This is a genomic window from Nitrospira sp. BLG_1 (assembly GCF_047338595.1).
Taxonomy (GTDB): Bacteria; Nitrospirota; Nitrospiria; order Nitrospirales; family Nitrospiraceae; genus Nitrospira_D.
Genome location: NZ_JBLFBO010000001.1, coordinates 273,590 through 298,998 on the forward strand (window position 1 = coordinate 273,590; position 25,409 = coordinate 298,998).

Sequence of the window (25,409 nt, forward strand, 5' to 3'; positions counted from 1 at the left end):
TTAGGCCTAGGAGGCCTAGTCAAAGCCTAGGCATGGAGGGGCAGGAGATAGGAGAAGGAGAGTGATGGAAACCGTGGCCGGAGGGGTACCCCCCTTCCGGCCACGCATCAAATTTTCTATCTGAAATGGCTACCGGCCCCCATGAAGAACAGCATGGGAATCGAGAGCATGAAATTCACGCGGGAAGCGAGCAAGGCGGTTCTCCCCCACTGTGCCATCTCGGGCGGCGCCGGGGTTCCCTGCGCAGCTGCAGTGACGGCAGCAATGATCTTCTTCTGGTTCGGCCAGATAATGCCATGAACATTGCCCATCATGATGATGCCGAGCAACCCACCGATGGCCAAAGCCACCGCTCCTGTTCCACCCTTGTGATACATATGCCCATACAATAACACCCCGGCCAGCACGGTCACGGTGGCCCCATGCCGAAACCAATTGAGCGCTGCCGGCATCAGCTTCGGAATCACGATGTTCTTGGTCGGCCCATCCAGGCTTTTCAAGAACGAGGCATTGATCAGGTTGAAGAAATACAGGAGCCCGATCCAGGTAATCCCAGCCAGGAAATGCACCCAGCGAAGGATCATCTGACCCCAGTCCGCCTCGCCCGCGCCAATGCCGGCTAATCCCAGATATATCATGATCAAGACGACGGTGAGGGCAAATCCCACTCCCATCGTCTGCATCGGATCTTCAAGAAATTTCATAACTCCCCTCTCTTAAAAAACGGTTGATGGCCTAGGCCGTTGTCTGTACGACAGCTTTTCTCTGAATGTCAAGCCGCTACGTCGATCGAATCGGTCGTGAGTCACTTGTCATTGGTCACTGGTGAAAGACTCGTTCTCTTGCTAATGACAGATGACGATTGACCAGTGACTGTCCTATCCCATCAGTCGATCGACTGTGCTGCAGAGTTCTCGCACGGCATTGGCTGACGTATCCAATGCCGCTCGTTCATCACTGGTCAGGTCATACTCCATAATCTGTTCGGCACCCCCACATCCGATCTTCACCGGAACACCGACGATGACGTTCTTCAGCCCATACTCGCCCTCGCACAGCACCGCACAAGGCATGACCCGCTTTTCATCCTTGTGGATCGCCTCCACCATGGAGACGGCTGAGGCCGACGGAGCATAGAACGCACTCCCTGTTTTCAAGAGACCGACGATTTCTGCTCCGCCATCGCGTGTCCGCTTCACAATGGCATCCAATTTTTCTTTCGACATGAGTTCCGACACCGGTCGTCCCTTCACCGTGGTATATCGCGGCAGCGGCACCATCGTATCCCCATGTCCTCCTAAGACCATCGCCTCGACCTCAGTCGACGGTACGTTCAGTTCTTCGGCGATAAACGTGCGCATTCTCGCCGAGTCCAGCACACCTGCCATCCCGATGATTTTCGATTTGGGAAGACCGCTGACACGAAGCGCCATGTGCACCATGGCGTCCAATGGATTGGTGACCAGGATCAGGATAATGTTCGGCGAGCGAGACACCAGTTCCGTGACGACGGACTTCACGATTTTCGCGTTCGTCGCCAATAATTCGTCGCGACTCATACCCGGCTTCCGTGGAATGCCGGACGTAATCACGGCAATCGACGATCCCGCTGTCATGGCATAGTCCTTGGTGCCGACAACCCGGGTGTCGTAACCGCACACTGGCCCAGCTTGAGAAAGATCGAGCGCCTTGCCTTGCGCCATGCCTTCATTGATATCGACAAGGACCACGTCATAGAGATTCTTCTCAGCCAACCGCTGCGCCGTCGTCCCACCGACGTTTCCTGCCCCTACCACTGTGATTTTCGGTCGTGCCATCATTCCCACCTCGTAAAACGTGATTCGTGAGGCGTGAAGCGTAACGTCCCCTTACCCCTCACTCCTGACTGTTCACGCGTGTTCATGTTCAGTCCACCCTGCAACTTTGAAGTTGATCGTACACACGAAATTTTCGTCATCATAGAAGTTGACCTTGATCTTCTTTTTCCCATAGGTGTTTGCCAGAAACACCTCCGGATTGTCCACGAGGGCCTGAAAGCTGCCCGGGGGATACTCACCGAGATCATGAAAGACCACGATCATGCCTTCTTTGACTTCTTGTAAGACCTTCACCCGACAACGAGGATATACCTCCCAGAATTTTGCTTCGATCATGTCCTTCGTCGGCTCAGGACGATCCTCGCCGGGCTTCACGACTTGCCCGAACTTGGCCAGGCGTCGGACATAGGGATACTGATGCCCCGTGAAAAGTTTATACAGCCAGGCAGGGACCGCTGGTTTTCCTGTCGAATTGGTCATGTTGTCAATGGGGCTATGCCGTCAATTGCCTGTACATACGCGGCAATCTGGTTGGCAACGTCTCGACGCGGTCGATGACGCAGTACCGCGTCTCATCATACAGCGGGCGCACATAGCTCTCCGCTTCCCGGTCGATCGTCACGCAAAATGTCTCGATTCCCTGTCGCTTGGCCTCGCGGAGCGCCGCTTTCGTATCCTCCAGCGAATAGTCATCCCGATAGTGATCATCCAACGGTCTTCCGTCACTCAGCATCACCAGGAGGCGGTGCTTCGTATCACGGGTCGACAGCTTCGTCATGGCATGACGAATTGCGGTGCCGTCGCGATTTTGGTGCCGAGGAGCCAGACCACCAAGCCGACGTGCCGTCGCCGCTCCCAGTCGATCATCAAAGTCCTTGATCGTCAGAAATTCGACCTTCGCTCGTCCTTGACCCGAGTACGCATAGAGTCCGTACTGATCCCCGACCGCCTCCAACGCTTCACAAAGCAGCACCAGCGCTTCCTTCTCGACGTCGATCACCCGCCGACCGGTTCCGAGGTGTTGACTTGTGGATCCGCTGATATCGATTAGGAAGGCGACTGCCACATCCCTCTCTCGTTTGTCATGGTGTATATACACTCGGTCGTCGCCTTCCATGCCCGCCTGCTGTTCCGCTGTTCGTCGGACGACTGCATCGAGATCCACCTCTTCTCCATCCGGTCGCCCCGCAACACGGCGATAGGCCGGAGCACGCAGCCCTTCAAAAAACCGGCGGAGCAGTTTGACCGTACTCTGCCGGGCCGCCAACGTCTCCGTCACGAATTCGTCGGACCCGAGATCTGCCGGTCGTTCCACCACGCGACACCAATTCATCCGATAGTCCTCGATCCGATAGTCCCATTCAGAATAGAGGATGGCGTGTTCGTCATCGGACGGCTGCCTCGACTGCGGAGTGAGTTCAAGGGTGAGGCATTCTTCCACAATGGACGGCAGGGAGCGTGCCTCTTGGAGTAGTTCTCCACTCTTCGATACGGGTCTCGCGCTCGGAACATCTCGTCTGGCAGGGCCATCCGCTGGGGCCTGGGACTGGTGCGGTTGTTTCTCCGATGGCTCCGAACTCCACCTGACGAACTCCGGGTTCATCGCGCCACGATAGGCCACCTCGGTCACCGAGCGGTATTGGTCCTCCGCTCCATTCGATTGCGCCTGGGCCGCTGTGGTCTCCTCCGGTTGCTCACGTTCCTCTCCCTGTATCATCTCACCGCGAGCCGCCAACAGTTCCTCGAGCCGCACGTAGACAGCATCAACCACACGTATCGCCTGCTCGGCCGTCGCTGTAGTCATGAGAGCCGGCTGACACAGATTCCACAGAATGGAAACCTCTTCCTTGACCGCTTTGGGCACGACGGAATCTTCAGCTTCACCGAGCGACAGCCTTAACAGGCAATCGACCACGAGCTCCTTCGGCGTCACCCCTTGCGCCGGATCACGCGGGGTAACGGACTCAGACGCGAAACGAGCAAGGTCGCATCGGAGTCCCGGATACTCCGTTTGCAGCAAGACTTCGACCCTCGCATCCTCCAGCACAACCCAGAGATCCCGCACCAGTGTGGGGTTCGGGTACAGCTGAAACAGATCAGCTAGGGTGTCTGGCCTCGCCCTATCGGATCGACCGTATCGATGCCGCACGGTCTCGACAAGATCGGTGAAGGACTCCAGCTTGAGTTGATACGTGCCGAACTCTATGTGGCCGGCTTCATGTGCCGCCATCATGAGATACAGGCGCTCGTTCTCCTCGGCCGTTGGATAGCGGCGAAGCAACGCCGGCAAGGAAATGACTTGCCCATTTTCGCTGACCGTTGCACGGGCAGGAGTCGTGACCGAATCCGGCAGTGCGGCTACCGTCACGTCCGCCCCGCAGAGTCCCTGGACAAATAACGTCAGGCGCCGCGCGACCTGCCGAAACGGTACTCCGCTCAACGCTGCTTCGACAGAAGAGAGCGCTTCTTGAGACTCAACGGAAAAATATGCCAGCGCTCCGTCCGGGCTGTAGGCCAACACTTCCATTCCAGCCTTGAACCAATTCTCGAATCGTGACAGTGCATCTGGAATATTTCCGATGAGTGCAACCAACTCCGGAGCCCGCTGGAGATATTTGAGTGCCGCTGCCGCATGTTTTTCGGCCAGTAAGGAACCATACTGCAGCACTCGGACCCTCCATTCGACGGAGGGCAGCCCTCGTAGCAGAGGAGGCGACGCAGCCAGCCATTGCATGCTCACCTCCGGCGACTCTTCGGTCAACAACCGGCACAGAGACACGACCTTCGCACGAACCGCTGAGTCTTCGATCTCTCCCAGAATCGTCGGGCTGGTCCTGAGAAATTCGATGGTCGCCACATAGTCCGGTTTTCCAAGACTGTTCGGCACGATCAGCCTCAAACCTACCTCCGCCCAGCTTCGCACCGTATCAAGAGGCAGGATGGAAACCAGCTTCCCGATGTGCCGAACAAACTCCAGTCCGACGACCACGTTGATCTGGGTAAGTTCCGCGGCGATTTCCAGCCAGGGTCGGAGGTCTGTCACGGGAACGTCGGACAGGATCTGCGGAGCCTGACGCATGTATTCGAGTGCCACGTTCGGATCTTGCTCGGCGATCTCCAGCCCGATGGTCAAGACCTCAGTACGGACATCGCCGGAATCGATCAGCCCGAGGACCAAAGGGCTTTCCTTGAAATATTTCAGTGCGGACGCGCCGGATGACTCCGTCAAAGCAATACCAAGGTCCAGCCACAATATGATCTGTGAAAGCCCGGCCCTTCTGTCCAGTTCCGGAAGTGCTCCCACCGCCGCACAGGCTGCTTTCTCAGACAGTTCAGAGAGTTCGTCCAACAACATGAGGACCTGTGCGGACAGATCTAGCTTGCCGGTCTCCTGGGCCAGGCGCGTCACGAGAGTCTCCGCGATCGTCGGACTCAACTCAGACACCAGCCGGTCTCGCAACAATTGTCGACTCGCCACGTCCGTCATGATTGATTACCGAAATCAGCGTGAAGGGACGGATTGTAAAGGAGCGAATTATCCTTGTAAACTAGCGGTTCCGCCCCTTGTAGCCCTGAGGAGGAGATCCATGGCTGAACCGACAGAGGAAAGCCTCGAGAAAATCAGGAAGTTCATCGCGGGTTTTGCCGAGAAAAGTGGAACGGCGATGCACCCGAATGCTGCGGTGACGGACGCGGTCGTCAAGGGATTGGCGTCTCATATCGATGAACTGGGGAAACCGCTCTGTCCATGCAACTTCTACAAGGACAAAGAAGCGGAAGCCAAGCTCCGCCGCTGGATCTGCGCGTGCGACGAAATGCAGATCTACAAATACTGTCACTGCCTCCTGTTTGTGCGGGAAGATGGGATGCCGATTACCGAATATTTGCCGGAGGGTCATGAAGGTCGAGAGGTGTACGGGCTGATCACCGATCCGACTCCCGACAAAGGTCGTGCCCTCAAGCACAAGGCGGTTCCGGTTCTCACTTCCCAGGACGAATCAGCCACGGCGTCGGCGTCCTCAACATGACACGGCGTCATGGTGATGTTAGGTGCTGGCTTGCCTGCTTCTTTCTGATGAGCTGCTCTCTCGTGGCTCCAGCACAGGCCGCTGCGCCGCCTCCGCCAAATCCATCGGCCTTCAATGAGAAAGAACTGTTCGCCTATAAGGCCAAAGGCCATGGAAGCGCAGCAGGACAGGTATTTTTGCGGGCCGTTTCAGGCAAAGCCGTAACTCAAGCCGGCGCGTCGATCGTGTTAATTCCCATCTCATCCTATACTCGCGCGTGGTTCGACAAGCAGGTCAGGGAAAGCGCGTGCCCTTCAAAGGGTGGACCGTCGTCCACTGAGGCCGCTACGGCTCAGAGCTCGGTCGTCGAGTGCCTTCGGACGGTCATGGACCAATTGCTGACCGACAAGCGCTTGCTTCCCTATCTCCGTGTGACACGCGCCAACCCGACCGGTCACTTCTGGTTCACAAAAGTTCCCGCAGGCCGCTATTACGTGGTCAGTCTGCTCGAAGGCAGTGGTGGCGCTCATCAAGATGAGCGAGCGGTGGGGATCGCCTGGTTGACCCTTGAGCTTGATGCTGATGAAAAGGCGACAAACCTGGTGGTCACCGATTGCAAAAGCAGCCTCTGCTAAGCGACCGCCTCTTAGACGGTGCACGTCGTGAAGCAGCGTTCGCATCTCGTGGGTACGAACCACCTGAGCTCTCTCAGCGGGGGAGCGACGGATGTGGCCCAGCGGCACTTACTGTAGAAGCGCTCCTGAACCATAGAACTAAAGGGCGGCGATGAGAATTCTGCTGGTTGAAGATGATACGGATCTGGCTCAGTTCATCCGAAAAGGATTGAAAGAAGAGCAGTACGCCGTCGATGTCGCCAACGACGGCGAAGCGGGCTTGGCCCTGGCGTTGGACAACCCCTACGATCTTGTGATTCTCGACATCATGCTGCCTAAGTTGGACGGCCTGACTGTCTGCCGACGCATCCGTGACAAGGGTATCTCCACCCCCGTGCTTCTGTTGACGGCACGCAACACAGTTGAAACCAAGGTGTCAGGTTTTGATACGGGTGCCGATCAGTTTCTGGAGAAACCGTTCGCATTCGTGGAATTGCTCGCTCGGGTTCGGGCCCTCTTGCGACGGGGCAGCTCCCAACAACTTGCCCATCTTCAGGCCGCCGATCTTCGATTAGATCCGGCTGCCCACCGTGTCTGGCGCGCCGGCCACGAAATTGCGCTCACGAACAAGGAGTATTCGCTTCTTGAGTTTCTGCTGCGGAACAAAAATCGCGTGCTCACTCGAACAGCGATTATCGAACATGTGTGGGATATCAGTTACGACCCAATGACGAATATCGTCGACGCCCATATCCGCGCCCTCCGTGCCAAGATTGATCGAGATTATTCCCCTCCCTTGATCGCGACGGTTCGCGGCGCCGGATACATGCTCGAAGAGCCGGACGCCTCCGCATGAAATCATTGCGCAGTCTGATCAGTTGGTCCGCCTTCGTTCTGATGGCCGGGCTTCTCCTGTTTTCCGGGCTTGTGTATGCCGCCAGTGAAACCCTGCTGCAACGGTTCGTCGACGGGCGCCTGCTGGTGCTGGCGGAGAGTCTGGCCGAGTTCGTGGAGCAGTATCCGGATATTCTCGAAAAGCATGACCGCAAAATTGCTCCCACGAATGAATTGACCCAAAGCCTGACGGAACAGCACGTATTGCCTGATGTCACGCATGCCCTTCGCATCTTTTCGACGGATGGCCGACTTCTGTGGAGCAGCCCCCATGCTTCCCCGCAAGACTCGCTGTCCCCCCGCGTGCTTGAGCGAGTCCGCATTTCGACGCTTGTCTTCGATACGCTGACCGCACCGGACGGCGTTCCTGCACGACATCTCTTCCTGCCTCTTGTCGTACAGGGTGGACGTCTCCGGTATGTGTTGCAGGCGGAAACGTCCTTGCTGCACTACCAGGAAACGCTCCATGGGCTCGTGTTCTTGCTCAGCCTTGGATCCGGCGCCACGCTGTTTGTGGCATGGGTGGGAAGTCTTTGGTTGGCCAAGAAAGTGCTGGCCCCGATTGAGACCCTGTGCAAGGGAGCCGAGACCATGTCGGAGGCCGACCTTGGGAAACGCCTGGCGCTCGATTCACCCTATCGAGAATTCCGGCGACTCACCCAGGCGGTGAATTCCGTATTGGATCAATTCCAGCGCGGAAGTGAAGTCCAGCGAAATTTTTGTGAAATCGCCGCCCACGAAATGAAAACGCCCCTGACCATCCTTCAGGGAAACCTCGAAGTGGCACTCATGAAAGCCCGGACGACCGAAGAGTATCACGAGGTGCTGCTCAACAACCTCCAACAGGTCGACCGGCTCATCGCGTTAACCCGTCCCTTGTTGACTCTGGCAAAGTTCACCAGTAGCAAACCTCCGGTTAACCTCGTGCCCCTTGCTTTGGAGCCGTTGATTCAAGAGCTTATCGATGAGTTGATACTCTTGGCGGATGACCGTCAGATCACGTTGACGTTCGAGTCCCAGCCGGTGCCCTCTGTGCTCGGTGACGCACAGTGGCTCAAGCAAGCCCTGATCAACTTGCTGGACAACGCGTTACGGTACACACCCTCGGGCGGATCCGTGACCGTTCGTCTGCATGCAGTCGGACGTGAGGTTGCCATCGCCGTCGAAGATACGGGTCATGGGATCGAGCCGGAGAATATTCCGCATCTCTTCGAACGTTTCTACCGAACCGATTGGGCGCGGGCGAAAGATGCCGGCGGGACTGGTCTTGGGCTCCCCATTGTGAAGGAAATCATGGAAACCCATGGTGGGAGCATTTCCGTCACCAGCGAGGTCAACAAAGGGTCTGTCTTCACCCTGCGGTTGCCCATGCTTGCTCCTCTCTCCAGCTCCACCTAATTAACAGAACGCTCGGCTAAATCCTCTTCGACCGGTGATATTTCTCATCGCCAAAGGAGCCTAGTTTATAGCACTCCCCGACATGCCACAAGCTTAGCCGGTGCTGCTGTTGTGTGCGAGGAAATGAGTCCTACTCTCGTACCCTGAACTGGTTCTGCACATGATGCGAAAGCAAGTATGGTGGCCTTTTCGAGCGTGCTGTTCGGTCGTTTGGCTGACCCCTTAACCACGGAGCAACCCCGAACGTGCAGACTTCTTCGCGTTATCAATCTGTTCCAGCAACATGGCCGGACCAGTTCTATATGAAGAACTCTTCATGATCTCCTCACGGTAGCTTCATCTTGACAGCGTATTCTTATAAAAAAGAGAAGGGGGGTGAAGAACGATCATGGTCTCCTTTATTGAAGTGTTCATCTTGGTCAGCATCTTCGGCGTGTTGTACGCAATGTTGCAGCTCTCACGAGGGTAATCGGAACAGCCCCGTTGTTGGGTCGTGCCCTTGTCTGGCCGGCAGACCGCAGTATTGAAGTAAGAAGGTCTACCTTCTTTGGAGGTCCCAGCAGGAACCCACCGGGGTGTCACTGGGGAGAGGACGGGCTACGTAAGAAGCGGATCCTTTCGGACCTTCCGCAGTCTCAAACCAGGCATGCAGAAGGCAGCGGTGAGGTCGGGTTCTGTCGGCGAAGCGGAATGTGGTTCGGTTCGATGGAAGGTGGGTAGATGACTCCATCATGATCGGAACGCTCTCTGCTCTCTGACCATGAGGCTCTCCCCTGCTTAAACGGCTGTCGCTCTACCCCACTCTCATTACTTTCTCTCCTTGATCGCCCGTTCTACTTCACGCCCTGCTTCACGAGCCCTGATGGAATCACGGCGATCATGCTGCTTTTTCCCCTTCGCCAATCCGAGTTCAACCTTCGCCTGGCCTCGTTCTGAGAAGTAGATTCGGAGCGGAATCAGCGTGAGCCCCTTCTGCTGTGTCTTTCCGAGGAGCTTGTTGATCTCCTTTCGATGAAGAAGCAATTTGCGAGTTCTGACCGGGTCATGGTTCATAATATTGCCGTGACTATAGGGACTGATGTGGCAGTGGTAGAGAAAGACCTCGCCGTCTTTGACACCCGCATAACTGTCTTGCAGGTTCACTCGTCTGTCCCGAAGCGATTTCACCTCGGTACCTTTGAGCACAATCCCGGCTTCGAATTTGTCTTCGATAAAATAATCGTGGTAGGCTTTCCGGTTGGTGGCCACCACCTTCTGTTGATCTTCTTTGTCTTTCGCCATACCCAGACACCACTACCTTGATCTCGGTCTTCGCGAGCGCCTATGATACCGGATGGCTCGCCCCGGCACCCTCGATTCTTTCGGCACGATTCTGTCCGGTCTGTCCAAACGACTTGGCCTTGAATCGAGACTGGTGGAGCTGCGCTTGCAGCATCAGTGGCGCGATATCGTCGGTGAGCCCATGGCGTCCCACACCTGGCCGGCCAATATTCGATTCAAAAAGCTGTATTTGACCGTCAGGAATTCCGTCTGGCTTCAACAATTGACCTTTCTCAAACCGGCTCTCCTCACAAAACTACAGGCAGACGTTGATCCCGAACTCGTGACGGACATTGTCGGTCGTGTCGGAGAGCTTCCGAACGATCTGGCAGTACCCCCGGGTGATCTCGATCCCGATATCCGATCGGCGCAGTCCGAGAGCTCATGGGCTGAAGTCGTGACACACACCACGACCATCCAAGACCCCTCGCTTCGCGAGCGATTTAGAGAGGTGATATCGCGATACCCTCAGGTTCCGCCTCAACCGGCAAAGGGTCCGTCACGCGCCCCTTGAATAGGACCCGGGTCTCGATGGAAATTCGTCCGCCCTGTGGCATTGGACCGAGACCACCGTCTTCCTCCTGATCCAGCAATCGATAATATCCGCGCATAGCCCTTTCATAGTCTTTGGCCACGGAGGCATCTCCAGCCAGATACTTAGCTAGGACATCCGGATCGGTCCATCCATGATCATCAAATACGTAAATCATGATTTGCTTGTATGACCCATCTGGATCGCCAGGAGTCGTGGGATAGATCTTCATCCGAGCGAAATCATGGGTCTGGTGGCCGACCTTTCGAAAGCGTTTCACCAACGACTCCACCTCTTCATCGGTTGTACCACGAGGAACGTCCGTCACGACGAGAAGGCCGGATTGTGCACCGACCGTATAGGGAGGAATCGATCGATCAGGACGGCTCAGATACATACCTCCCCAGATTAAGGCAAACGATCCGACAAAGACGCTGAGGGCGAACTTGACGACAATGTCGAGGGGCTTCTTGGTCTTTTGGTCATTCGGAGGCATAGAAGCAGAGAGCGGTTTGGACATCGAATGACCGGTTGGCTTAATCCGATGAGTTCTCGGGGGTGTCCTCCGACGTAGCATCCTCTCGTTCGGCGGCGTCCGCCAATCTGGCCACGGCGACGACTCGGTCTCCTTCGCCATCGAGATCGAGAAGCCGAACACCTTGGGTGTTCCGTCCGATTTCGCGGATATCATCCACTTTGCAGCGCAGCACTTTCCCCTGCGCAGCCATCAGCATGATCTGATCGTCATCTCGTACTTGAAGGAACCCCACGGCCAATCCGTTTCGTTCAGTGGTCTTGACGCTGATGATGCCTTTTCCGCCGCGTCCCTGTATTCGATATTCGCCCACCGGTGTCCGCTTGCCGTAACCACCTTCTGTCACGGTCAAGATCGAGGTGGTCGAATCCGGAGTAATGGTTTCCATTCCGATGACTTCGTTGCCCTCTTCGAGTGTGATCCCTTTCACACCGTGCGCCATCCGACCCATCGACCGCACTTCCTCTTCTTTGAATCGGATCGTAATGCCTTGGCGCGTCCCCAATAAAATTTCGCGCTGCCCATCGGTCAGTTGAGCCCCGATCAACTTATCCCCGCCTTCGAGTCCTAGCGCGATGATCCCGCCCTGCCTGGGGTTGCTGAATGCGGACAATTCCGTTTTCTTGATGATCCCCTTTTTGGTCGCCATCACGATATAGCGGTCATCACGAAACTCTTTGACCGGCAAGGTTGCGGTCACCTTTTCACTCCCGGCCAAGGCAAGCAGATTGACGAGCGCTTTCCCTTTCGCTGACCGGCTGGCTTCTGGAATCTCATGGACTTTCAGCCAGTAGACCTTTCCGGCATCGCTAAAAAACAGGAGCGAATCGTGGGTGGAGGCGGAAAAGAGCGTTTCGACGAAATCCTCCTCCTTAATCCCCATCCCGATCTTGCCTTTCCCTCCGCGTCGCTGAGCCCGGTAGAGGGACACGGCATTTCGCTTGATGTATCCGGAATGCGAGATCGTGACGATCACCTCTTCTGCTGCAATCAGATCTTCGAGACTAATCTCGGCTTCTTCCTTGACGATCTGGGTCCGGCGGTCATCTTTGTACGCTTCGCGAATCTCAGTAAGCTCGTTCTGGATGATGGTGCGCACCAACGACTCGCTGGCCAACACGGATTTCAGATATTCAATCTGCTTGAGCACCTCCTGATACTCTTCAATGAGTTTGGTCCGCTCCAGTTGCGTCAAACGCTGCAGCCGCATGTCGAGAATCGCAGTGGCTTGGATCTCGGTCAGACCAAATTCCCGCATCAACCCTGCACGGGCTTCGTCAGGTGACTGCGATCGTCTGATGAGCGCGATGACGGCGTCAAGATGATCGAGGGCGATCTTGAGTCCTTCGAGAATATGCGCCCGTTCTTCGGCCTTTCTGAGTTCGAAGGCGGTCCGCCTCACCACGACTTCGCGTCGATGCTCGAGGAAATGATGCAGGATCTGCTTGAGAGTGAGGATCTCCGGGCGATTGTTTACCAGCGCCAACATGATGACCCCGAAGGTCGTCTCGAGTTGGGTATGTTTATACAGATTATTCAACACCACCAAGGGAATTTCATTCCGCTTCAGTTCGATAACCACCCGAACTCCTTCACGATCAGACGATTCGTCTCGGAGATCGGAGATGCCTTTGATGCGATCGTCCTGGATCAACTCCGCGATCTTTTCGATCAGCTTGGCCTTGTTCACTTGGTAGGGAATTTCCGTGACGATGAGCCGTTCTCGCTCGGTACGTTCGTCGGTCTCGACCACGACCTTTGCGCGCAACTTCAAGAGCCCACGCCCCGTCTCGTAGGCTTCCTTGATCCCACCCATGCCATAGATGAAGCCGGCCGTGGGAAAGTCCGGTCCGGGAATTTTCTTCATGAGTTGGGCGATCGTGACCTCGGGGTTCTCCAGCAACAGAAGGAGCCCATCAATAATTTCAGCAATGTTGTGCGTGGGAATATTGGTGGCGTAGCCGACTGCGATACCCCCCGCCCCATTGATCAAGAGGTTCGGCACTCTGGTCGGAAGCACCAATGGTTCTTGCCGCGACTCGTCATAGTTAGGGCCGAAATCGACGGTTTCTTTGTCGATATCGGCCAACATCTCCTCAGCCAGCTTGGTCATGCGGGCTTCGGTGTACCGCATAGCCGCCGGTGAGTCCCCGTCCATCGACCCATAGTTGCCTTGGCCGTCAACGAGGGGATAGCGCATGTTGAAGTCCTGCGCCATCCGCACGAGGGTGTCGTAGATAGCCGAATCCCCATGGGGGTGATAGTTCCCCATGATTTCGCCAACGATCTTGGCTGATTTGCGGTAGGCTCGATTGGAGGCCAAACCCATTTCACTCATTCCAAAGAGGATCCGCCGATGCACCGGCTTCAGCCCGTCACGGACATCAGGCAACGCCCGTCCCACGATGACGCTCATGGCGTAATCGAGATAGGAGGACTTCATCTCGTCTTCGATCGCGATATGACCTAACCGTTCATCAGGGGGCATGTCTTCTCCTCAAAGCGCATAGCTATAAGCTTTCAGGCACCAGCTCCGGAAAGCTGATCGCTGAAGGCTAACAGCTTCCTAGCTAGACATCCAAATTCCGAACTTCGAGCGCATGGGTTTGAATGAAGTTGCGCCTCGGTTCAACCTCATCGCCCATCAAGATGGTAAAGATCTCATCCACGCCAGTGAGGTCTTCAAGAGTCACCCTCAGGAGCGTTCGTATTTCTGGGTTCATGGTCGTTTCCCAGAGCTGTCCCGGGTTCATTTCCCCGAGACCCTTATAGCGCTGAATGCTGAGGCCTTGCTTTCCCGTATCCAGAATGGCCTTCACCAACTCATCCGTGGATTGAAACGATTTTTCCTCGCCCTTGGCCTTGAGCTTGTACGGAGCCCGCCCCAGTCCGATTGCAGAGGGCGTCAGTTTTTGGAGTTCCCGGAAGTCGGCGGACCCGACCAGGTCATGTGTCACTTCCAACTCATGGGTGACCCCGCTCGCGTGCAGTCGGCAGGCGACCTTGTTCGACTGGTGTTCCTCGTCCACGAGAATATCAACCGTTGGGGTCACATTCGGAAACACCACGGCCAGTGATTGCGTGACATTCTCGATGGATCGTTGAAGAGCTGCACGATCCTTGAGCCGTTCGCGATCGAGCCCCGGTTCATCGACAAAGGCACGAAGCATTGCGGCCTCGTATGATTTCTTATTGAGACGACCGAGCAAGGTTTCGAAGGTAATCATTTTCTTCAGGATGGGCAGAAGCCGACGCCCGGTCACGTAACCCTGAGCTCCCTCCATAAAGAGTTCAACGTCCTCGACTGCCAAGTCGGCGAGGTATTCGTTCAATAACCCTTCATCTTTGAGGTACCGCTCCGTCTTACCTTTCTTGACTTTGAACAGCGGCGGCTGCGCGATATAGATATACCCCCGTTCGATCAGCTCCGGCATCTGCCGGAAGAAGAACGTCAACAACAATGTCCGAATGTGGCTTCCGTCTACATCAGCATCGGTCATAAGAATGATCTTGTGGTACCGAGCTTTCGCAATATCGAACGCATCTTTCTCCGGCTTATCCCCTTCTTCCCGCCTACGACCGATCCCGGTGCCCAGCGCCATGATGAGCGTTCGGATCTCATCGCTGGAGAGCATCTTGTCGAACCGCGCCTTCTCCACATTCAAGATCTTTCCCTTGAGTGGCAAGATCGCCTGAAATTTGCGGTCACGTCCCTGTTTCGCAGATCCACCGGCTGAATCGCCTTCCACAATGTACAGCTCGCTCAACGCCGGGTCTTTTTCTGAGCAATCCGCCAATTTCCCTGGCAGCGAACCACCATCCAGGGCACTCTTGCGCCTGATCAGATCCTTTGCTTTCCGCGCCGCTTCTCTCGCACGAGCCGCGTCGACGGCCTTGCCAATGATCTTTTTGGCGACTGGAGGGTTTTCCTCAAAATAATTTCCCAAGGCCTCGTTGACCGCAGCCTCAACCACGCCCTTCACCTCACTGTTCCCGAGCTTGGCTTTAGTCTGGCCTTCGAACTGCGGATTGCGAACCTTGACACTCACCACCGACGTCAGTCCTTCCCGTACATCGTCTCCGGTGAGCGATTCGGTTTCTTTCTTGAGCAGGTCATTGGCATTGGCGTAATTATTGATCGTCCTGGTGAGGGCGGCTTTGAACCCGACCAAGTGCGTGCCGCCTTCCTTCGTATTGATGTTGTTCGCAAACGAAAAGAGATTTTCGGCGTAGCTGTCGTTGTACTGAAGCGCCACTTCCAGAATCATTTCCGGCTTCTCGACTTTGACGTAGATCGGCTTGTGCAGGGGTGTTTTGGCTTCGTTGAGGTGCTCAACGAAGGATACAATGCCGCCCTTGTACAAGAAGACCTGTTCTTTTGCCGGTTCTTTCCGTTCATCTCGGAGCGTGATGGCGAGACCCTTGTTCAAGAAAGCCAGTTCCCGCAGCCGCTGAGCCAACACATCAAAACTGAACTCCAGCGTTTCAAAGACTTGGCCGTCCGGCTTAAACCGGACCTTGGTTCCTCGGCGTTTGGTCTTGCCTGTGGCAGTGAGAGGTGCGTTGGGTTTCCCTCGTTCGTATCGCTGTTCGAACACTTGGGCGTCCTGCCAGATCTCCAGCTCCAGCCACTCGGACAAGGCATTCACGACGGAGATGCCCACTCCATGTAGACCGCCGGAGACGGTGTACGCGCCCTGTTCGAACTTGCCTCCCGCATGGAGAACGGTGAGAGCGACTTCGGCCGCAGACTTCTTCTGTGTCGGATGCATCCCGGTGGGGATTCCGCGCCCGTTGTCGGTCACCGTCACGCTTCCGTCGATGTGGATGGTCACCTCGATGGCTTCCCCGAATCCCGCCATATGTTCATCGACGCTGTTGTCGACGACTTCATAGACGAGATGATGTAATCCATCGACTCCGGTGCTGCCGATGTACATCGCTGGCCGTTTGCGGACCGCATCGAGTCCTTCGAGGACTTTAATTTGATCAGCACTATAGCTATCAGACTTGGTTGGAGACTGTTCTTCCGTGGCCATCCGCTACCTATTCCATCCTCGTGATCAGAGGACTTATGTCAGTTTGGGACAAGGTTTTCGTCCATGGGGTAATATCTAGGATACGATATGTGGAGCCACCCAGAAAGAGAGGAACGATGATCCTGCGTGCGTCCAGCATTCCGCTAAATCTTCACCGGCATGACAACACACTTGAAACCGGGGCTCTCCGGTTCCTGAACCAGACAGGGACTCAGCGGGGTTTCCATCTGGAGCGAAATCGTTTCTCCCTCCATCACGCTAAAGACATCCAGGAGGTACCGAGCGTTGAAGCCGGTCGTCAAGCTTTCTCCCTCGTAGCGGGCTGGCAATTCTTCGGTCGCTTCGCCGAAATCAGGGCTGGCAGAAAATAGCGTCATCTTGCCGGGTCCAAAGGAAAGTTTTACCGCGCTGGCCTTGTCTTTCGACAAGACCGACACACGACGCAGGGCACTCTCCAAATCTGTCCGATTGACGCTGATGGTTTTGCCTCCATCTTTTGGGATGACCTGTTGGTAGTTCGGATAATTGCCCTCCATCAGCCGTGACGTCAGGAGCAGGCCGCTCTTCCGAAAGATCATGAGATTTTTCGAGAACCCGATGAGCGGTTCACCATCTCCGCCTTCTTCCAAGAGATGCCGGATTTCGTGCGCGGCTTTCTTGGGAATAATCGCTTTCATTTCCTGCGGAACGCCCGTCGCCTTGGCCCCCGCTTTGCCGACCTCTTGTTCTGCAACAGCCAGACGATGGCCGTCCGTGCCGACTAATCGGAGCGTCGTCTTCTTATCAGTGACAATCAACGTGACCAATAGCCCGTTCAGAATGTACCGAGCATCGTTGTCTCCTGCTGCAAAGAGCGTCTTTCGAATCAATTCGAGCAGACCGTCTCCCGCCAACGGCATTAATCCCTCTCGCTCGATCGCCGGTAACGCCGGATAATCGGAGCTGGGGAGGCCCACGATTTTAAATTGGCTCCTCCCCGCCTGAATCGTCGTCCAGTTATTGTCCGTTGCCGTCAACTCGATGTCACCAGCCGGTAACTCCTTCACGATTTCAAAGAGTTTCCTAGCTGATATGGTGACCCCTCCTGTCGATAACACCGTCGCCTTGTACAGACCTCTCATGCCGAGCTCAAGGTCTGTCGCCACAATCTCGACACCATCCTGCTTGGCTTCCAGCAGGATATTCGACAGAATGGGCATGGTGTTGCGTTTTTCCACGACGCCCTGCACACGCTGAAGGCCCGTCAACAACTCGTCTCGCCCGATCCGTACTTTCATGGAATGCTCCCCCATCGACGTCGCTAACTGCGAAGGATCTGTTCTTTTAATGATTCGATCGTCGTCTGCAATCCCGTATCGGTCTCCTTGGCTTTCGTCACCTGGCGGCAGGCGTGAATAATTGTCGTATGGTCTTTCCCGCCGAATTGCCGGCCAATCTCAGGGTATGAAGCGTCCGTCAACTCCCGACAGAGATACATCGCAATCTGTCGAGGATGGACCAGTGTCTTGCTTCGGCGCCGAGATTTCAGTTCCGCGATCTTGACATGAAATTGAGCGCAGACGGCTTCCTGGATGTCATCCATCGCAACAACCTTTTTCTTATCTCCGATGAGATCTCGAAGAACAGTTTTGGCGAGATCGAGGCTAATGACTTGCCCAGTGAGCGATGCATAGGCTCCTAGCCGAACCAGACTTCCTTCTAATTCCCGAATATTGCTCTTCATGGTGGTTGAGAGAAACTGGATGACATCCTCGGGTAGTTTGACCCCTTCATCCTCGGACTTTTTCCTCAGAATCGCGATCCGTGTCTCGACATCTGGAGGCTGTAAGTCGGCGATTAAGCCCCACTCGAATCGGGAGCGTAAACGTTCCTCGATATCGGGCATATCCTTCGGAAAGCGATCGCTCGACAACACAATTTGCTTATGGCCTTCGTAGAGCGCGTTGAACGTGTGGAAAAACTCTTCCTGTGTCCGCTCCTTCCCGACGAGAAATTGAATATCATCGATCATCAGCATATCGATGTGTCGGTAGCGCTTTCGAAGATCCATCATTTTATCGTAACGAATCGAGTTAATGACCTCGTTTGTGAATTGTTCGGTCGTGAGATACGCAATTCGGAGATCTCTTTGTTCCGCCACATGATTCCCTATGGCGTTAAGGAGATGAGTTTTTCCCAGTCCAACACCTCCATAGATAAACAAGGGGTTGTAGGTTTGGCCTGGTTGCTCCGCCACAGCCATACAAGCCGCATGGGCAAACTGATTTCCAGCCCCAACCACAAAATTCCTGAATGTATATTTAGGGTTGAGAAGAATACCACGCCGTGGTTTTGGTGGAACCTGCCCCTTCCCTCCCTGTACTACGGATGGGAGCTCGGTCTGAGATGCGGATGTTTTCTCCCGAACAATAAATGCGACGGTCAGAGGTTCACCCCCACCGGCTATCGCTACAGCTTCAGCAAGGAGAGCACCATAATGCGTATCCAACCACTCTCCAAAGAATTTATTGGGTACTCCGAGATAAATCGTTGAATTTTCAACCTTATCGAATTGCACCGGCAGAAACCAGGTGTCAAAAACCTGTTTCGGTACCTTCTGTTGAATGTACTCAAGCGCCTCATCCCACTCAATCTCTATACTCATAGATCGCATTCACCCTCTATACACAGGATTACTCACACTTGTGGATAACTACTCATTTTACCCGTTTTTGCCTGTAAGGAAGGCGCGCTGAATAGCATGCCTAGCCACATTCTGTCGAGCTGATGACCACTCCTTCAAACCCATCAACGAGCTACTCACACATTCCTATACCTCTTTTCAGAGGATTTCCCCAGAGTTACGCAGAGAAGAAATAATTTTAATTTTAAATATTATCAACAACTTATACACTATCCACCCTATACACTTTACTACTTCTACTCCGACGACGACGAATTTTCTTTATTCCAGGATATCGGAGTTACAGAGTAATAACCCGACTAGTTCCCATCAGTAGTTCAAGGAGCTCATTATAAGACAGTGTTGTCCCCTTCTCTTTAGAACAACCAGACACACTTTCTACTACCCTTCCCGCGACAAGGGTCTTTTCGAGCGCAACGATAGTAACGTTCTTTGTTTTGGGATAGAGAAATGGTGAAATCGTCTCCCGAGGTGACCGAACTAAATAAACTACCGACTCCATCAGATCCTCTTCGTCAAAAAACGAGTGCGCAATCCATAGATTGAATAACAGCAGCCACAGTATCCTCTGATTCACAGCGAATAGAGAATTTCCCACTTAATTCTGAAAGATCAAATACTTTCGGGAGTATAAAAGGGATCTCAAGTTGCTCAATTGAGGGAAGGTACTTCTCAAGAATATCAAGATCGACAATATCATCGCTATCACTACTCAACAGGCGGACAGCCTCGCCGAGTAAGATGACAGTCGTGCTATGAGATCCAGCGACAAGACCGAGAGCAATCCGCAACGCCTCAACTGGCCTATGCGTGATTCGAGGATCTTCTTGAATAACAACCGCGACGTTTTTTGCCACTCGAGATATGAATCGCCTTACGTGAAGGAAATAAATGGCTTACAAGCATCAATGAGTCCAGAGAGAACGACTAACCCACATAAAGTGAACTCCTTTTCAACATTCACTGTTGAAACGTGATGTTGTTGACAGCCATATGCACATACAAACATTCGGACTCCTGCCTGAGCAAGGTCTCGATATGAGTGAGAATTCATATTTTTAACACCCTCATCAATGAGATAGAGATACACCTCATGACCGGCATCTAGTGCCGCGCGGGCGAGTCCAGTAACTGTCTCGGAGCTTTGATGTGTCGGAGGGAGAGCCAGCAGGAATCCAATTTTTCTCTTCACAGGTTAATTCACAGGAATTTATATGAATATTCAGTAGATTCGATAATTTATCACCTACACTCAGACTAAGTGGTTTTGAGGGGAAAGTCAATGCCGAAAAGCAGCACTCAAGAAGGCAGAAGAAGAGCTTGTATCTGGCTACTCAGAGATGACAAAAGAACCTCATACTGATTCTTAGATTCCATATTCCTGAGCATGGCTACTCCCTTCACAACTTCGTCGTCACCGAGCATGAGAGCGAACTGACAGCCAAGCCGATCAGCTTGGCGAAGGTGAGCCTTTAAAGTTGTCGACCTAAAGTCGGAAACAGCCGGTATACCAGAGAGGCGGAGTTCTTCGAGCGCAGTAAGCCCGGCGATGGATCCTTGATCTCCGAACCCCGCAACATAAATAATCCTGTCATGGGGCGATAGAGATTTCGGAGAGTCTGGCAACAACATGGCGATACGTTCAAGCCCAACGGCAAAACCAACGGCCGGAGTTGAGGCACCTCCGAGTGTTTCCACAAGCCCATCATATCGACCTCCTGCGCCGACTGCGTTTTGAGCTCCGAGGTTTGTCGCGGTCACTTCAAACGTTGTGAGATTGTAGTAGTCGAGGCCTCGCACCAGCCGGTGGTTTAAGGAATAGGGTATGTGGATGAGATCGAGGCCGGCCAGTACTTGAGCGAAGTAGGAACGGGCGGTCTCCGAGAGAGATTCGGAGAGACGAGGAGCCTGTTCTGTAATGATTCGGCACTCAGGAACCTTGCAATCCAGGACGCGAAGGGGGTTCGCCTCGATGCGGTGTTTGCAATTACCGCACAACCCCGCCTCATGGTGTTTGAGATAGCCGACAAGAATAGGGCGGTAGAGATCTCGGTCAGCAGCCTGGCCAAGGTTATTGATTTCGAGGGTGAGGCTCGGAAGGCCTAGCTCATGGAGTATGTGCCAGAGGAGGGCAATTACCTCAACATCGGCACGCGGATCTGCTATTCCATATGATTCAACACCAAATTGATGGAACTGTCTCAGCCTGCCAGCCTGCGGGCGCTCGTGACGAAACATCGGACCAGTATAGAAATATTTTTGAGGTACCGGAATCGCGGCGCGATTGTGTTCGATATAGGACCTGACTGTACCGGCAGTTCCCTCCGGTCGGAGGGTTAACGAGGTACCATCCCGATCCGGGAACGTGTACATCTCTTTTTCGACGATATCCGTGGATGCACCGATACTCCGTGCAAATAAGGTGGTCACCTCAAAGATTGGAATACGGATTTCGTGAAATCCATACCGGGTCGCCCATCGCCTCGCAGACTCTTCGATGAACCGCCAGCGGGGGGTTTCTTCCGGCAACAGGTCCTTGACACCTTTGACACCTTTGATCACGGACACGGAATTATCTCCTTACGTATGTGTCTGTCCTACAGCAGAGTTCGCGCGGACTATAGCGGCGGCCTCGGCGGCAAGTCAACGGCGTGGTGCTTGCGCCGTCCTACCTCGAGAGGTATAGTGCCCAGCTTATGATACGGTCCCTGTCACTCAATCTTCTATGAGCCAAGATCAATCAGGCCGTCGGGTTCTGGCCCTGGCCCCTATGCCCCCTGAAAAGTCCGCCTATGCGCTGGCACGGTACAGCCGATCTCCCGACTCCATTGAGGAGAGTATTCGATGGGTGCACGGACATTCGTCGGAAAAATTCTGGGAGCAGTTTTATTTTGATTACGGACATGCGTCGATCGCCGATCTAGGACACGTCATCATCTGCTTCGAGGAGATTTCTGAACTTGCGGCGATTCGACTGGAAGATGAGCCGCTGTGGGATGGTCAGGCGAAATCCAGCCGCTATCAGAATTTTGCCTCGAGCCGATGGTTCGTCCCAGGCCAAATTCGTGGAAGTGAAACCGAGGCTTTGTATGAAGGGATTCTCCGAAGCCTTGGGGATGTGTACCGACTCCTCCACGAGCCTCTGAAACAATTCCTCGCTACACGCGAGCCACGGCCTGAGTCGATGAAGCAGGCCGACTATGACCGGACCATCGCGGCACGGGCGTTCGATGTCACTCGGTACTTGCTTCCCCTTGCGGCAAAGACCAATGTCGGACAGGTCGTCAGTATCCGGACCTTGGAGAAACAGATCACTCGCCTCCTGTCGTCACAACTCCCGGAGTTACGGGCGATCGGGGAGGATTTGAAGGACGCGTGCCAGCGTCCGCCGGTACATCTATGGAGCGAACTCTGTGGCCAAACAGGCGGAGGCCTGAGCGACCCTCTGGCGCCGACCCTGGCTCGGCATGCAAAGGCGAATGTCTACCAAGAAACGGTGTATGCCGATCTTGCTCGCCATGCGAAAGAAGTCTTACGCGGCACGGGGTTGGATCAGCCTGGGAGGTGGGGAGTCGTGGAGTCGGTCGAGCTGGTGGACTCCCATCATCCGGTCGACGAAATTGTCACGACGCTGCTCTATCGTGTCTCACAGGCTCCCTATCGCAAGATCCTCGACGTGGTGAGAGAGTGGACCGAGAAGGAAAAACACGCGACCATTGAAGTGGCCACTAGACAGCGTGGTCCATATGATGAACTCATCAAAGAGTTCCGCAGCGGCTATGCATTCATATTCGATATCCTCATGGACATTGGTGCTTGGCGAGATATGCACCGCCATCGCCGGTGCCAGCAGGTGCAACAGAACTTCACGACCGTTCACGGGTACGATGTCCCGCAATCGTTGATCGACGCCGGTTTGGATCAGGAGTACCGGCAAGCCATGGATGCCGTGCGTCAGGATATCGACTCGTTGAGGAAGAAGGACCAAGAAGCTTCACTCTACGCCATTCCGTTTGGCTTCAAAGTCCGGTGCTTGTTTAAGATGGACTATGCGGAAGCAGAATATATCAGCAAACTACGGTCCGGCGTGAAAGGCCATTGGTCGTACCGAATGGTGGCCTGGCAGATGAAGCAACAGCTGGCCAAGAAATTTCCCTTCCTCGGCGAACAAATCCAGGCGACACCACCTGATGTCGAAGACGCGCTGACTCGATAAGATCCTCGTACCGCTCATGCACACCCTTCAGGAACAATGCGAAGCCGCCATTTTGGCCGGCGCATGGGACACCCTCTTTGCTGAGTCTCTAGCGTGGAGCCGAGATCCGGACGGAGCGAAGGACCCGCGTCCGCTCTTTGCGAGAAATGTGGTGTACCTCGTGCAAGGACGGTTTGCGGAGGCCTGGAAAACCCATGCCCTCTGTCTTGAAGCCCAGGAACACATCGCAGCCGTGGGGAGCTGGGTAAACGACCTGCTCGTGCAGCATGGAGACAGCGGCTATGCCCATCTCGTGAAGGGCTTGTTTCTCGCCCAGTCGGGTCAATCCGAACAATCGATGGAACCATACGCGGAAGCCGCAAGACTGCTTCCACAATCTGCCTATCCGCACTACTTTTTGGCACAGATCCACGAACGGGCCGGCCATCTAGAAATGGCGATCAAAGAGTATCGTGAAGCGGTCCGACTGGCTCCGGACTATGCACCGGCACGGATGAATCTGGGTGTGGCCTACCAAGACCAGGGGCGGCTGGAGATGGCCATCAAGGAGTACCGTGAGGTGATCAAGCTTACCCCGAACGATTCAGCCGCGCATTCCAATCTCGGTTGTGCCCTGGCTGAACAAGGGAAAATGGAACCGGCGGTGCAATCATACAAGGCGGCGTTGAAGCTGAACCCCCAGGATGCCGAAGTGCACTTTGCCCTGGGCGGCCTCTACGAAACGCGCGGGCGCCTGGACTTAGCGCAACGGAGCTATCTAGATGCGCTCAATGCCAATCCGGACTTTGGTGCAGCCCACTCTGCCCTCGGGTGGCTCGCGTTAGGGAAACAGCGGCTTCAAGAAGCGGCGGACATCTTCAGCCGGGCACTCAAGTGCAATGAGGAAGACGCCAGCGCCTATCACGGCATTGCCGAGATCTACGCGATCCGAGGCAAACGCCAAAGCGCGATGGAAAACTACACCAAAGCGCTGAAGTACTATCGTGATCCTGAAAAAAGAAATCAGATCATGAATCAGCTATTTCAAGAAGGGCAGGTAGGGGATTGAACCGGGTTCTGCTACCGTGCTCGCCTGATCCGCACAACGCGAAATACAAGCCGTTCTTGACGAGATCCTCCTACCCAAGGTAGCATCCATAACGGATTCGAAATGGAACCTTCAGGGGGGACTATGGCGACCTTGACCATCAAAAATATTCCAGAGCCGTTGGTGAGACGACTGAAACAGCAAGCGGCCGCTCAGCACCGGAGCTTGAATTTTCAAGTCATCTCTTATCTAGAACAGATGACACAGAGTGTGCCGGTCGATGCCGACACGTTGCTGGCACGGGCACGAGCAATTCGCCAAACCCCGAAAGGGATGAAATTGACGGATCGCCTTCTCAATGAGTTGAAGGTGGTCGGTCGGTCATGATCGTGGCGGATACGAATTTGTTGATCTATCTGTATGTCCAGGGAGATAGAACTGAGGATAGTGAGGCTGTACTCAGACGCGATACCACATGGGCGGTTCCGTTGCTATGGCGGTCTGAATTTAGGAATGCGTTGATCGGCCTCGTTCGTAAAGAATTTGTGCTACTGGAAACAGCCATAGCCATGGTCGACGAAGCAGAGCGATGGTTGGCTGGACGGGAATATAGCGTCATCTCCCGCCATGTGCTCACCCTTGCGGAGCATTCTGGCTGTTCAGCGTATGACTGTGAATTCGTGGCTCTTGCTCAGGATCTCGGGGTATCGTTGGTGACGACCGACCAGCAGGTCTTGAAGGCATTCCCCAGCCTTGCAGTCTCACCGCGGACCTTTTTAGGCTGAGCGCGATGGAAAGTTGAAGGGAATGATGCCGGATGATCTCCGAAGAGGAACAGGAGAAAAGCTTCTAGCCAGTGGTTTTAGACGAGATACGCCTCACGACCGACGAGGGACGAGATCTACAGTTCCCGAATCGCGCCCTGCAGCACGGTAATCTGCGTCGTGGGATCGCCCGTCGCTTGCAATTCGTTGCGGATCTGGTCCTTGAGGTAGGAGGAATAGCCGACGCGGTCGATGAGGAAGTCGAGGAAGCGCTCGGTCGGCAACAGACTCTGTTCCTTGAGTTCGTCGATGGTCTCATCACTGACGGGGACGTACGTGCTGCCGATATGGAAGACCACGTTGTAGTGGCGTCCTGTCGCTATCCGCTCGAATCTCAACCCCTTCACAGGCTCCTCCTTACAAGCTCTACAAAGGGTTCCATTCTAGACAAGGTCGAGTTGTGAAGACAAGGGCTTATGAAGGGTTATCGCGGTGGACAGTACCGGCGACGGGCATTTATCATGACGTTCTCCTACGTTAAGAAATAGGCGCAAGAAATCACT

General features: G+C 54.6%; 23 protein-coding genes. 9 read left to right on the top strand and 14 right to left on the bottom strand.

Annotated features, from left to right (window positions below; translation table 11 throughout):
- Positions 1–116: 116 nt before the first annotated feature.
- The 4 genes from ACMTNU_RS01360 to ACMTNU_RS01375 all read right to left on the bottom strand — a co-directional run bounded on the left by ACMTNU_RS01360 (position 117) and on the right by ACMTNU_RS01375 (position 5,304).
- Positions 117–704: a urate hydroxylase PuuD gene (locus tag ACMTNU_RS01360; RefSeq protein WP_413933404.1), complete on the bottom strand. Its 588-nt coding sequence runs from the start codon at positions 702–704 to the stop codon at positions 117–119.
- A 174-nt stretch (positions 705–878) separates the two neighbouring features.
- Complete coding sequence (gene mdh, locus ACMTNU_RS01365; protein ID WP_413933549.1) at positions 879–1,817, bottom strand: malate dehydrogenase; 939 nt, start codon at positions 1,815–1,817, stop codon at positions 879–881.
- A 72-nt stretch (positions 1,818–1,889) separates the two neighbouring features.
- Positions 1,890–2,297, bottom strand: coding sequence for a hypothetical protein (locus tag ACMTNU_RS01370; RefSeq protein ID WP_413933405.1), 408 nt, complete (start codon positions 2,295–2,297; stop codon positions 1,890–1,892).
- 13 nt (positions 2,298–2,310) lie between these two features.
- Positions 2,311–5,304: a nitric oxide reductase activation protein NorD gene (locus ACMTNU_RS01375; RefSeq protein ID WP_413933406.1), complete on the bottom strand. Its 2,994-nt coding sequence runs from the start codon at positions 5,302–5,304 to the stop codon at positions 2,311–2,313.
- 100 nt (positions 5,305–5,404) lie between these two features.
- On the opposite strand from ACMTNU_RS01375, the gene ACMTNU_RS01380 reads away from it, so the two are divergent.
- The 4 genes from ACMTNU_RS01380 (at position 5,405) to ACMTNU_RS01395 (ending at position 8,730) form a co-directional block, all read left to right on the top strand.
- On the top strand, positions 5,405–5,845 hold the full coding sequence (locus ACMTNU_RS01380; RefSeq protein WP_413933407.1) for a ferredoxin-thioredoxin reductase catalytic domain-containing protein: 441 nt from the start codon (positions 5,405–5,407) through the stop codon (positions 5,843–5,845).
- A 62-nt stretch (positions 5,846–5,907) separates the two neighbouring features.
- A complete protein-coding gene (locus tag ACMTNU_RS01385) occupies positions 5,908–6,459 on the top strand; it encodes a hypothetical protein (RefSeq protein ID WP_413933408.1) in 552 nt (183 codons plus the stop codon).
- Between the two features lie 151 nt (positions 6,460–6,610).
- Positions 6,611–7,294, top strand: a complete 684-nt coding sequence (locus tag ACMTNU_RS01390; RefSeq protein WP_413933409.1) for a response regulator transcription factor — start codon at positions 6,611–6,613, stop codon at positions 7,292–7,294.
- Entirely contained in the window at positions 7,291–8,730 is a 1,440-nt protein-coding gene (locus tag ACMTNU_RS01395) for an ATP-binding protein (protein WP_413933410.1), read from the top strand. The genes ACMTNU_RS01390 and ACMTNU_RS01395 overlap by 4 nt, the downstream gene beginning before the upstream one ends.
- Positions 8,731–9,537: 807 nt before the next feature.
- Here the strand turns inward: ACMTNU_RS01395 and smpB are convergent.
- Positions 9,538–10,011 (bottom strand): SsrA-binding protein SmpB, encoded by a 474-nt coding sequence (smpB, locus tag ACMTNU_RS01400; protein ID WP_413933411.1) that lies wholly within the window; start codon positions 10,009–10,011, stop codon positions 9,538–9,540.
- Between the two features lie 52 nt (positions 10,012–10,063).
- Here smpB and ACMTNU_RS01405 point away from each other — a divergent pair, with 52 nt between their 5' ends.
- Positions 10,064–10,564, top strand: a complete 501-nt coding sequence (locus tag ACMTNU_RS01405; protein WP_413933412.1) for a DUF721 domain-containing protein — start codon at positions 10,064–10,066, stop codon at positions 10,562–10,564.
- On the opposite strand, the gene ACMTNU_RS01410 is transcribed toward ACMTNU_RS01405, so the two are convergent.
- The 8 genes from ACMTNU_RS01410 to hisS form a co-directional block, all read right to left on the bottom strand.
- Complete coding sequence (locus ACMTNU_RS01410; RefSeq protein WP_413933413.1) at positions 10,494–11,102, bottom strand: hypothetical protein; 609 nt, start codon at positions 11,100–11,102, stop codon at positions 10,494–10,496. The genes ACMTNU_RS01405 and ACMTNU_RS01410 overlap by 71 nt on opposite strands.
- A gap of 16 nt (positions 11,103–11,118) precedes the next feature.
- Positions 11,119–13,605 (bottom strand): DNA gyrase subunit A, encoded by a 2,487-nt coding sequence (gene gyrA / locus ACMTNU_RS01415; RefSeq protein WP_413933414.1) that lies wholly within the window; start codon positions 13,603–13,605, stop codon positions 11,119–11,121.
- 82 nt (positions 13,606–13,687) lie between these two features.
- The gene (gene gyrB / locus ACMTNU_RS01420; protein WP_413933415.1) at positions 13,688–16,156 is read right to left on the bottom strand and encodes a DNA topoisomerase (ATP-hydrolyzing) subunit B; all 2,469 of its coding nucleotides are present in this window, start codon (positions 16,154–16,156) and stop codon (positions 13,688–13,690) included.
- Positions 16,157–16,299: 143 nt separating this feature from the next.
- On the bottom strand, positions 16,300–17,433 hold the full coding sequence (gene dnaN, locus ACMTNU_RS01425) for a DNA polymerase III subunit beta (protein ID WP_413933416.1): 1,134 nt from the start codon (positions 17,431–17,433) through the stop codon (positions 16,300–16,302).
- 23 nt (positions 17,434–17,456) lie between these two features.
- Positions 17,457–18,800, bottom strand: coding sequence for a chromosomal replication initiator protein DnaA (gene dnaA, locus ACMTNU_RS01430; RefSeq protein WP_413933417.1), 1,344 nt, complete (start codon positions 18,798–18,800; stop codon positions 17,457–17,459).
- Positions 18,801–19,354: 554 nt separating this feature from the next.
- Positions 19,355–19,696 (bottom strand): hypothetical protein, encoded by a 342-nt coding sequence (locus ACMTNU_RS01435; RefSeq protein ID WP_413933418.1) that lies wholly within the window; start codon positions 19,694–19,696, stop codon positions 19,355–19,357.
- Between the two features lie 17 nt (positions 19,697–19,713).
- Complete coding sequence (locus ACMTNU_RS01440; RefSeq protein ID WP_413933419.1) at positions 19,714–20,031, bottom strand: DsrE family protein; 318 nt, start codon at positions 20,029–20,031, stop codon at positions 19,714–19,716.
- Positions 20,032–20,138: 107 nt separating this feature from the next.
- The gene (gene hisS, locus ACMTNU_RS01445; protein ID WP_413933420.1) at positions 20,139–21,407 is read right to left on the bottom strand and encodes a histidine--tRNA ligase; all 1,269 of its coding nucleotides are present in this window, start codon (positions 21,405–21,407) and stop codon (positions 20,139–20,141) included.
- A 157-nt stretch (positions 21,408–21,564) separates the two neighbouring features.
- Here hisS and ACMTNU_RS01450 point away from each other — a divergent pair, with 157 nt between their 5' ends.
- The 4 genes from ACMTNU_RS01450 to ACMTNU_RS01465 all read left to right on the top strand — a co-directional run bounded on the left by ACMTNU_RS01450 (position 21,565) and on the right by ACMTNU_RS01465 (position 24,867).
- Entirely contained in the window at positions 21,565–23,055 is a 1,491-nt protein-coding gene (locus tag ACMTNU_RS01450; RefSeq protein WP_413933421.1) for an FAD-dependent thymidylate synthase, read from the top strand.
- A 16-nt stretch (positions 23,056–23,071) separates the two neighbouring features.
- Positions 23,072–24,103: a tetratricopeptide repeat protein gene (locus tag ACMTNU_RS01455; protein ID WP_413933422.1), complete on the top strand. Its 1,032-nt coding sequence runs from the start codon at positions 23,072–23,074 to the stop codon at positions 24,101–24,103.
- Positions 24,104–24,226: 123 nt separating this feature from the next.
- Positions 24,227–24,469 carry a FitA-like ribbon-helix-helix domain-containing protein gene (locus ACMTNU_RS01460; RefSeq protein WP_413933423.1) on the top strand — a complete coding sequence of 81 codons (243 nt, stop codon included), beginning with the start codon at positions 24,227–24,229 and terminating at the stop codon, positions 24,467–24,469.
- Entirely contained in the window at positions 24,466–24,867 is a 402-nt protein-coding gene (locus ACMTNU_RS01465) for a type II toxin-antitoxin system VapC family toxin (protein ID WP_413933424.1), read from the top strand. The genes ACMTNU_RS01460 and ACMTNU_RS01465 overlap by 4 nt, the downstream gene beginning before the upstream one ends.
- 116 nt (positions 24,868–24,983) lie before the next feature.
- Here the strand turns inward: ACMTNU_RS01465 and ACMTNU_RS01470 are convergent, their stop codons facing one another.
- The gene (locus ACMTNU_RS01470) at positions 24,984–25,253 is read right to left on the bottom strand and encodes a hypothetical protein (protein WP_413933425.1); all 270 of its coding nucleotides are present in this window, start codon (positions 25,251–25,253) and stop codon (positions 24,984–24,986) included.
- Positions 25,254–25,409: the final 156 nt, after the last annotated feature.

Excerpts from the sequence above, each read along its gene's own strand:
- ACMTNU_RS01360 (WP_413933404.1), bottom strand. The coding sequence starts at position 704 with ATGAAATTTCTTGAAGATCCGATGCAGACGATGGGAGTGGGATTTGCC.
- mdh (WP_413933549.1), bottom strand. The coding sequence starts at position 1,817 with ATGGCACGACCGAAAATCACAGTGGTAGGGGCAGGAAACGTCGGTGGG.
- ACMTNU_RS01370 (WP_413933405.1), bottom strand. The coding sequence starts at position 2,297 with ATGACCAATTCGACAGGAAAACCAGCGGTCCCTGCCTGGCTGTATAAA.
- ACMTNU_RS01375 (WP_413933406.1), bottom strand. The coding sequence starts at position 5,304 with ATGACGGACGTGGCGAGTCGACAATTGTTGCGAGACCGGCTGGTGTCT.
- ACMTNU_RS01380 (WP_413933407.1), top strand. The coding sequence starts at position 5,405 with ATGGCTGAACCGACAGAGGAAAGCCTCGAGAAAATCAGGAAGTTCATC.
- ACMTNU_RS01390 (WP_413933409.1), top strand. The coding sequence starts at position 6,611 with ATGAGAATTCTGCTGGTTGAAGATGATACGGATCTGGCTCAGTTCATC.
- ACMTNU_RS01395 (WP_413933410.1), top strand. The coding sequence starts at position 7,291 with ATGAAATCATTGCGCAGTCTGATCAGTTGGTCCGCCTTCGTTCTGATG.
- smpB (WP_413933411.1), bottom strand. The coding sequence starts at position 10,011 with ATGGCGAAAGACAAAGAAGATCAACAGAAGGTGGTGGCCACCAACCGG.
- ACMTNU_RS01405 (WP_413933412.1), top strand. The coding sequence starts at position 10,064 with ATGGCTCGCCCCGGCACCCTCGATTCTTTCGGCACGATTCTGTCCGGT.
- ACMTNU_RS01410 (WP_413933413.1), bottom strand. The coding sequence starts at position 11,102 with ATGTCCAAACCGCTCTCTGCTTCTATGCCTCCGAATGACCAAAAGACC.
- gyrA (WP_413933414.1), bottom strand. The coding sequence starts at position 13,605 with ATGCCCCCTGATGAACGGTTAGGTCATATCGCGATCGAAGACGAGATG.
- gyrB (WP_413933415.1), bottom strand. The coding sequence starts at position 16,156 with ATGGCCACGGAAGAACAGTCTCCAACCAAGTCTGATAGCTATAGTGCT.
- dnaN (WP_413933416.1), bottom strand. The coding sequence starts at position 17,433 with ATGAAAGTACGGATCGGGCGAGACGAGTTGTTGACGGGCCTTCAGCGT.
- dnaA (WP_413933417.1), bottom strand. The coding sequence starts at position 18,800 with ATGAGTATAGAGATTGAGTGGGATGAGGCGCTTGAGTACATTCAACAG.
- ACMTNU_RS01450 (WP_413933421.1), top strand. The coding sequence starts at position 21,565 with ATGAGCCAAGATCAATCAGGCCGTCGGGTTCTGGCCCTGGCCCCTATG.
- ACMTNU_RS01455 (WP_413933422.1), top strand. The coding sequence starts at position 23,072 with ATGCACACCCTTCAGGAACAATGCGAAGCCGCCATTTTGGCCGGCGCA.
- ACMTNU_RS01460 (WP_413933423.1), top strand. The coding sequence starts at position 24,227 with ATGGCGACCTTGACCATCAAAAATATTCCAGAGCCGTTGGTGAGACGA.
- ACMTNU_RS01465 (WP_413933424.1), top strand. The coding sequence starts at position 24,466 with ATGATCGTGGCGGATACGAATTTGTTGATCTATCTGTATGTCCAGGGA.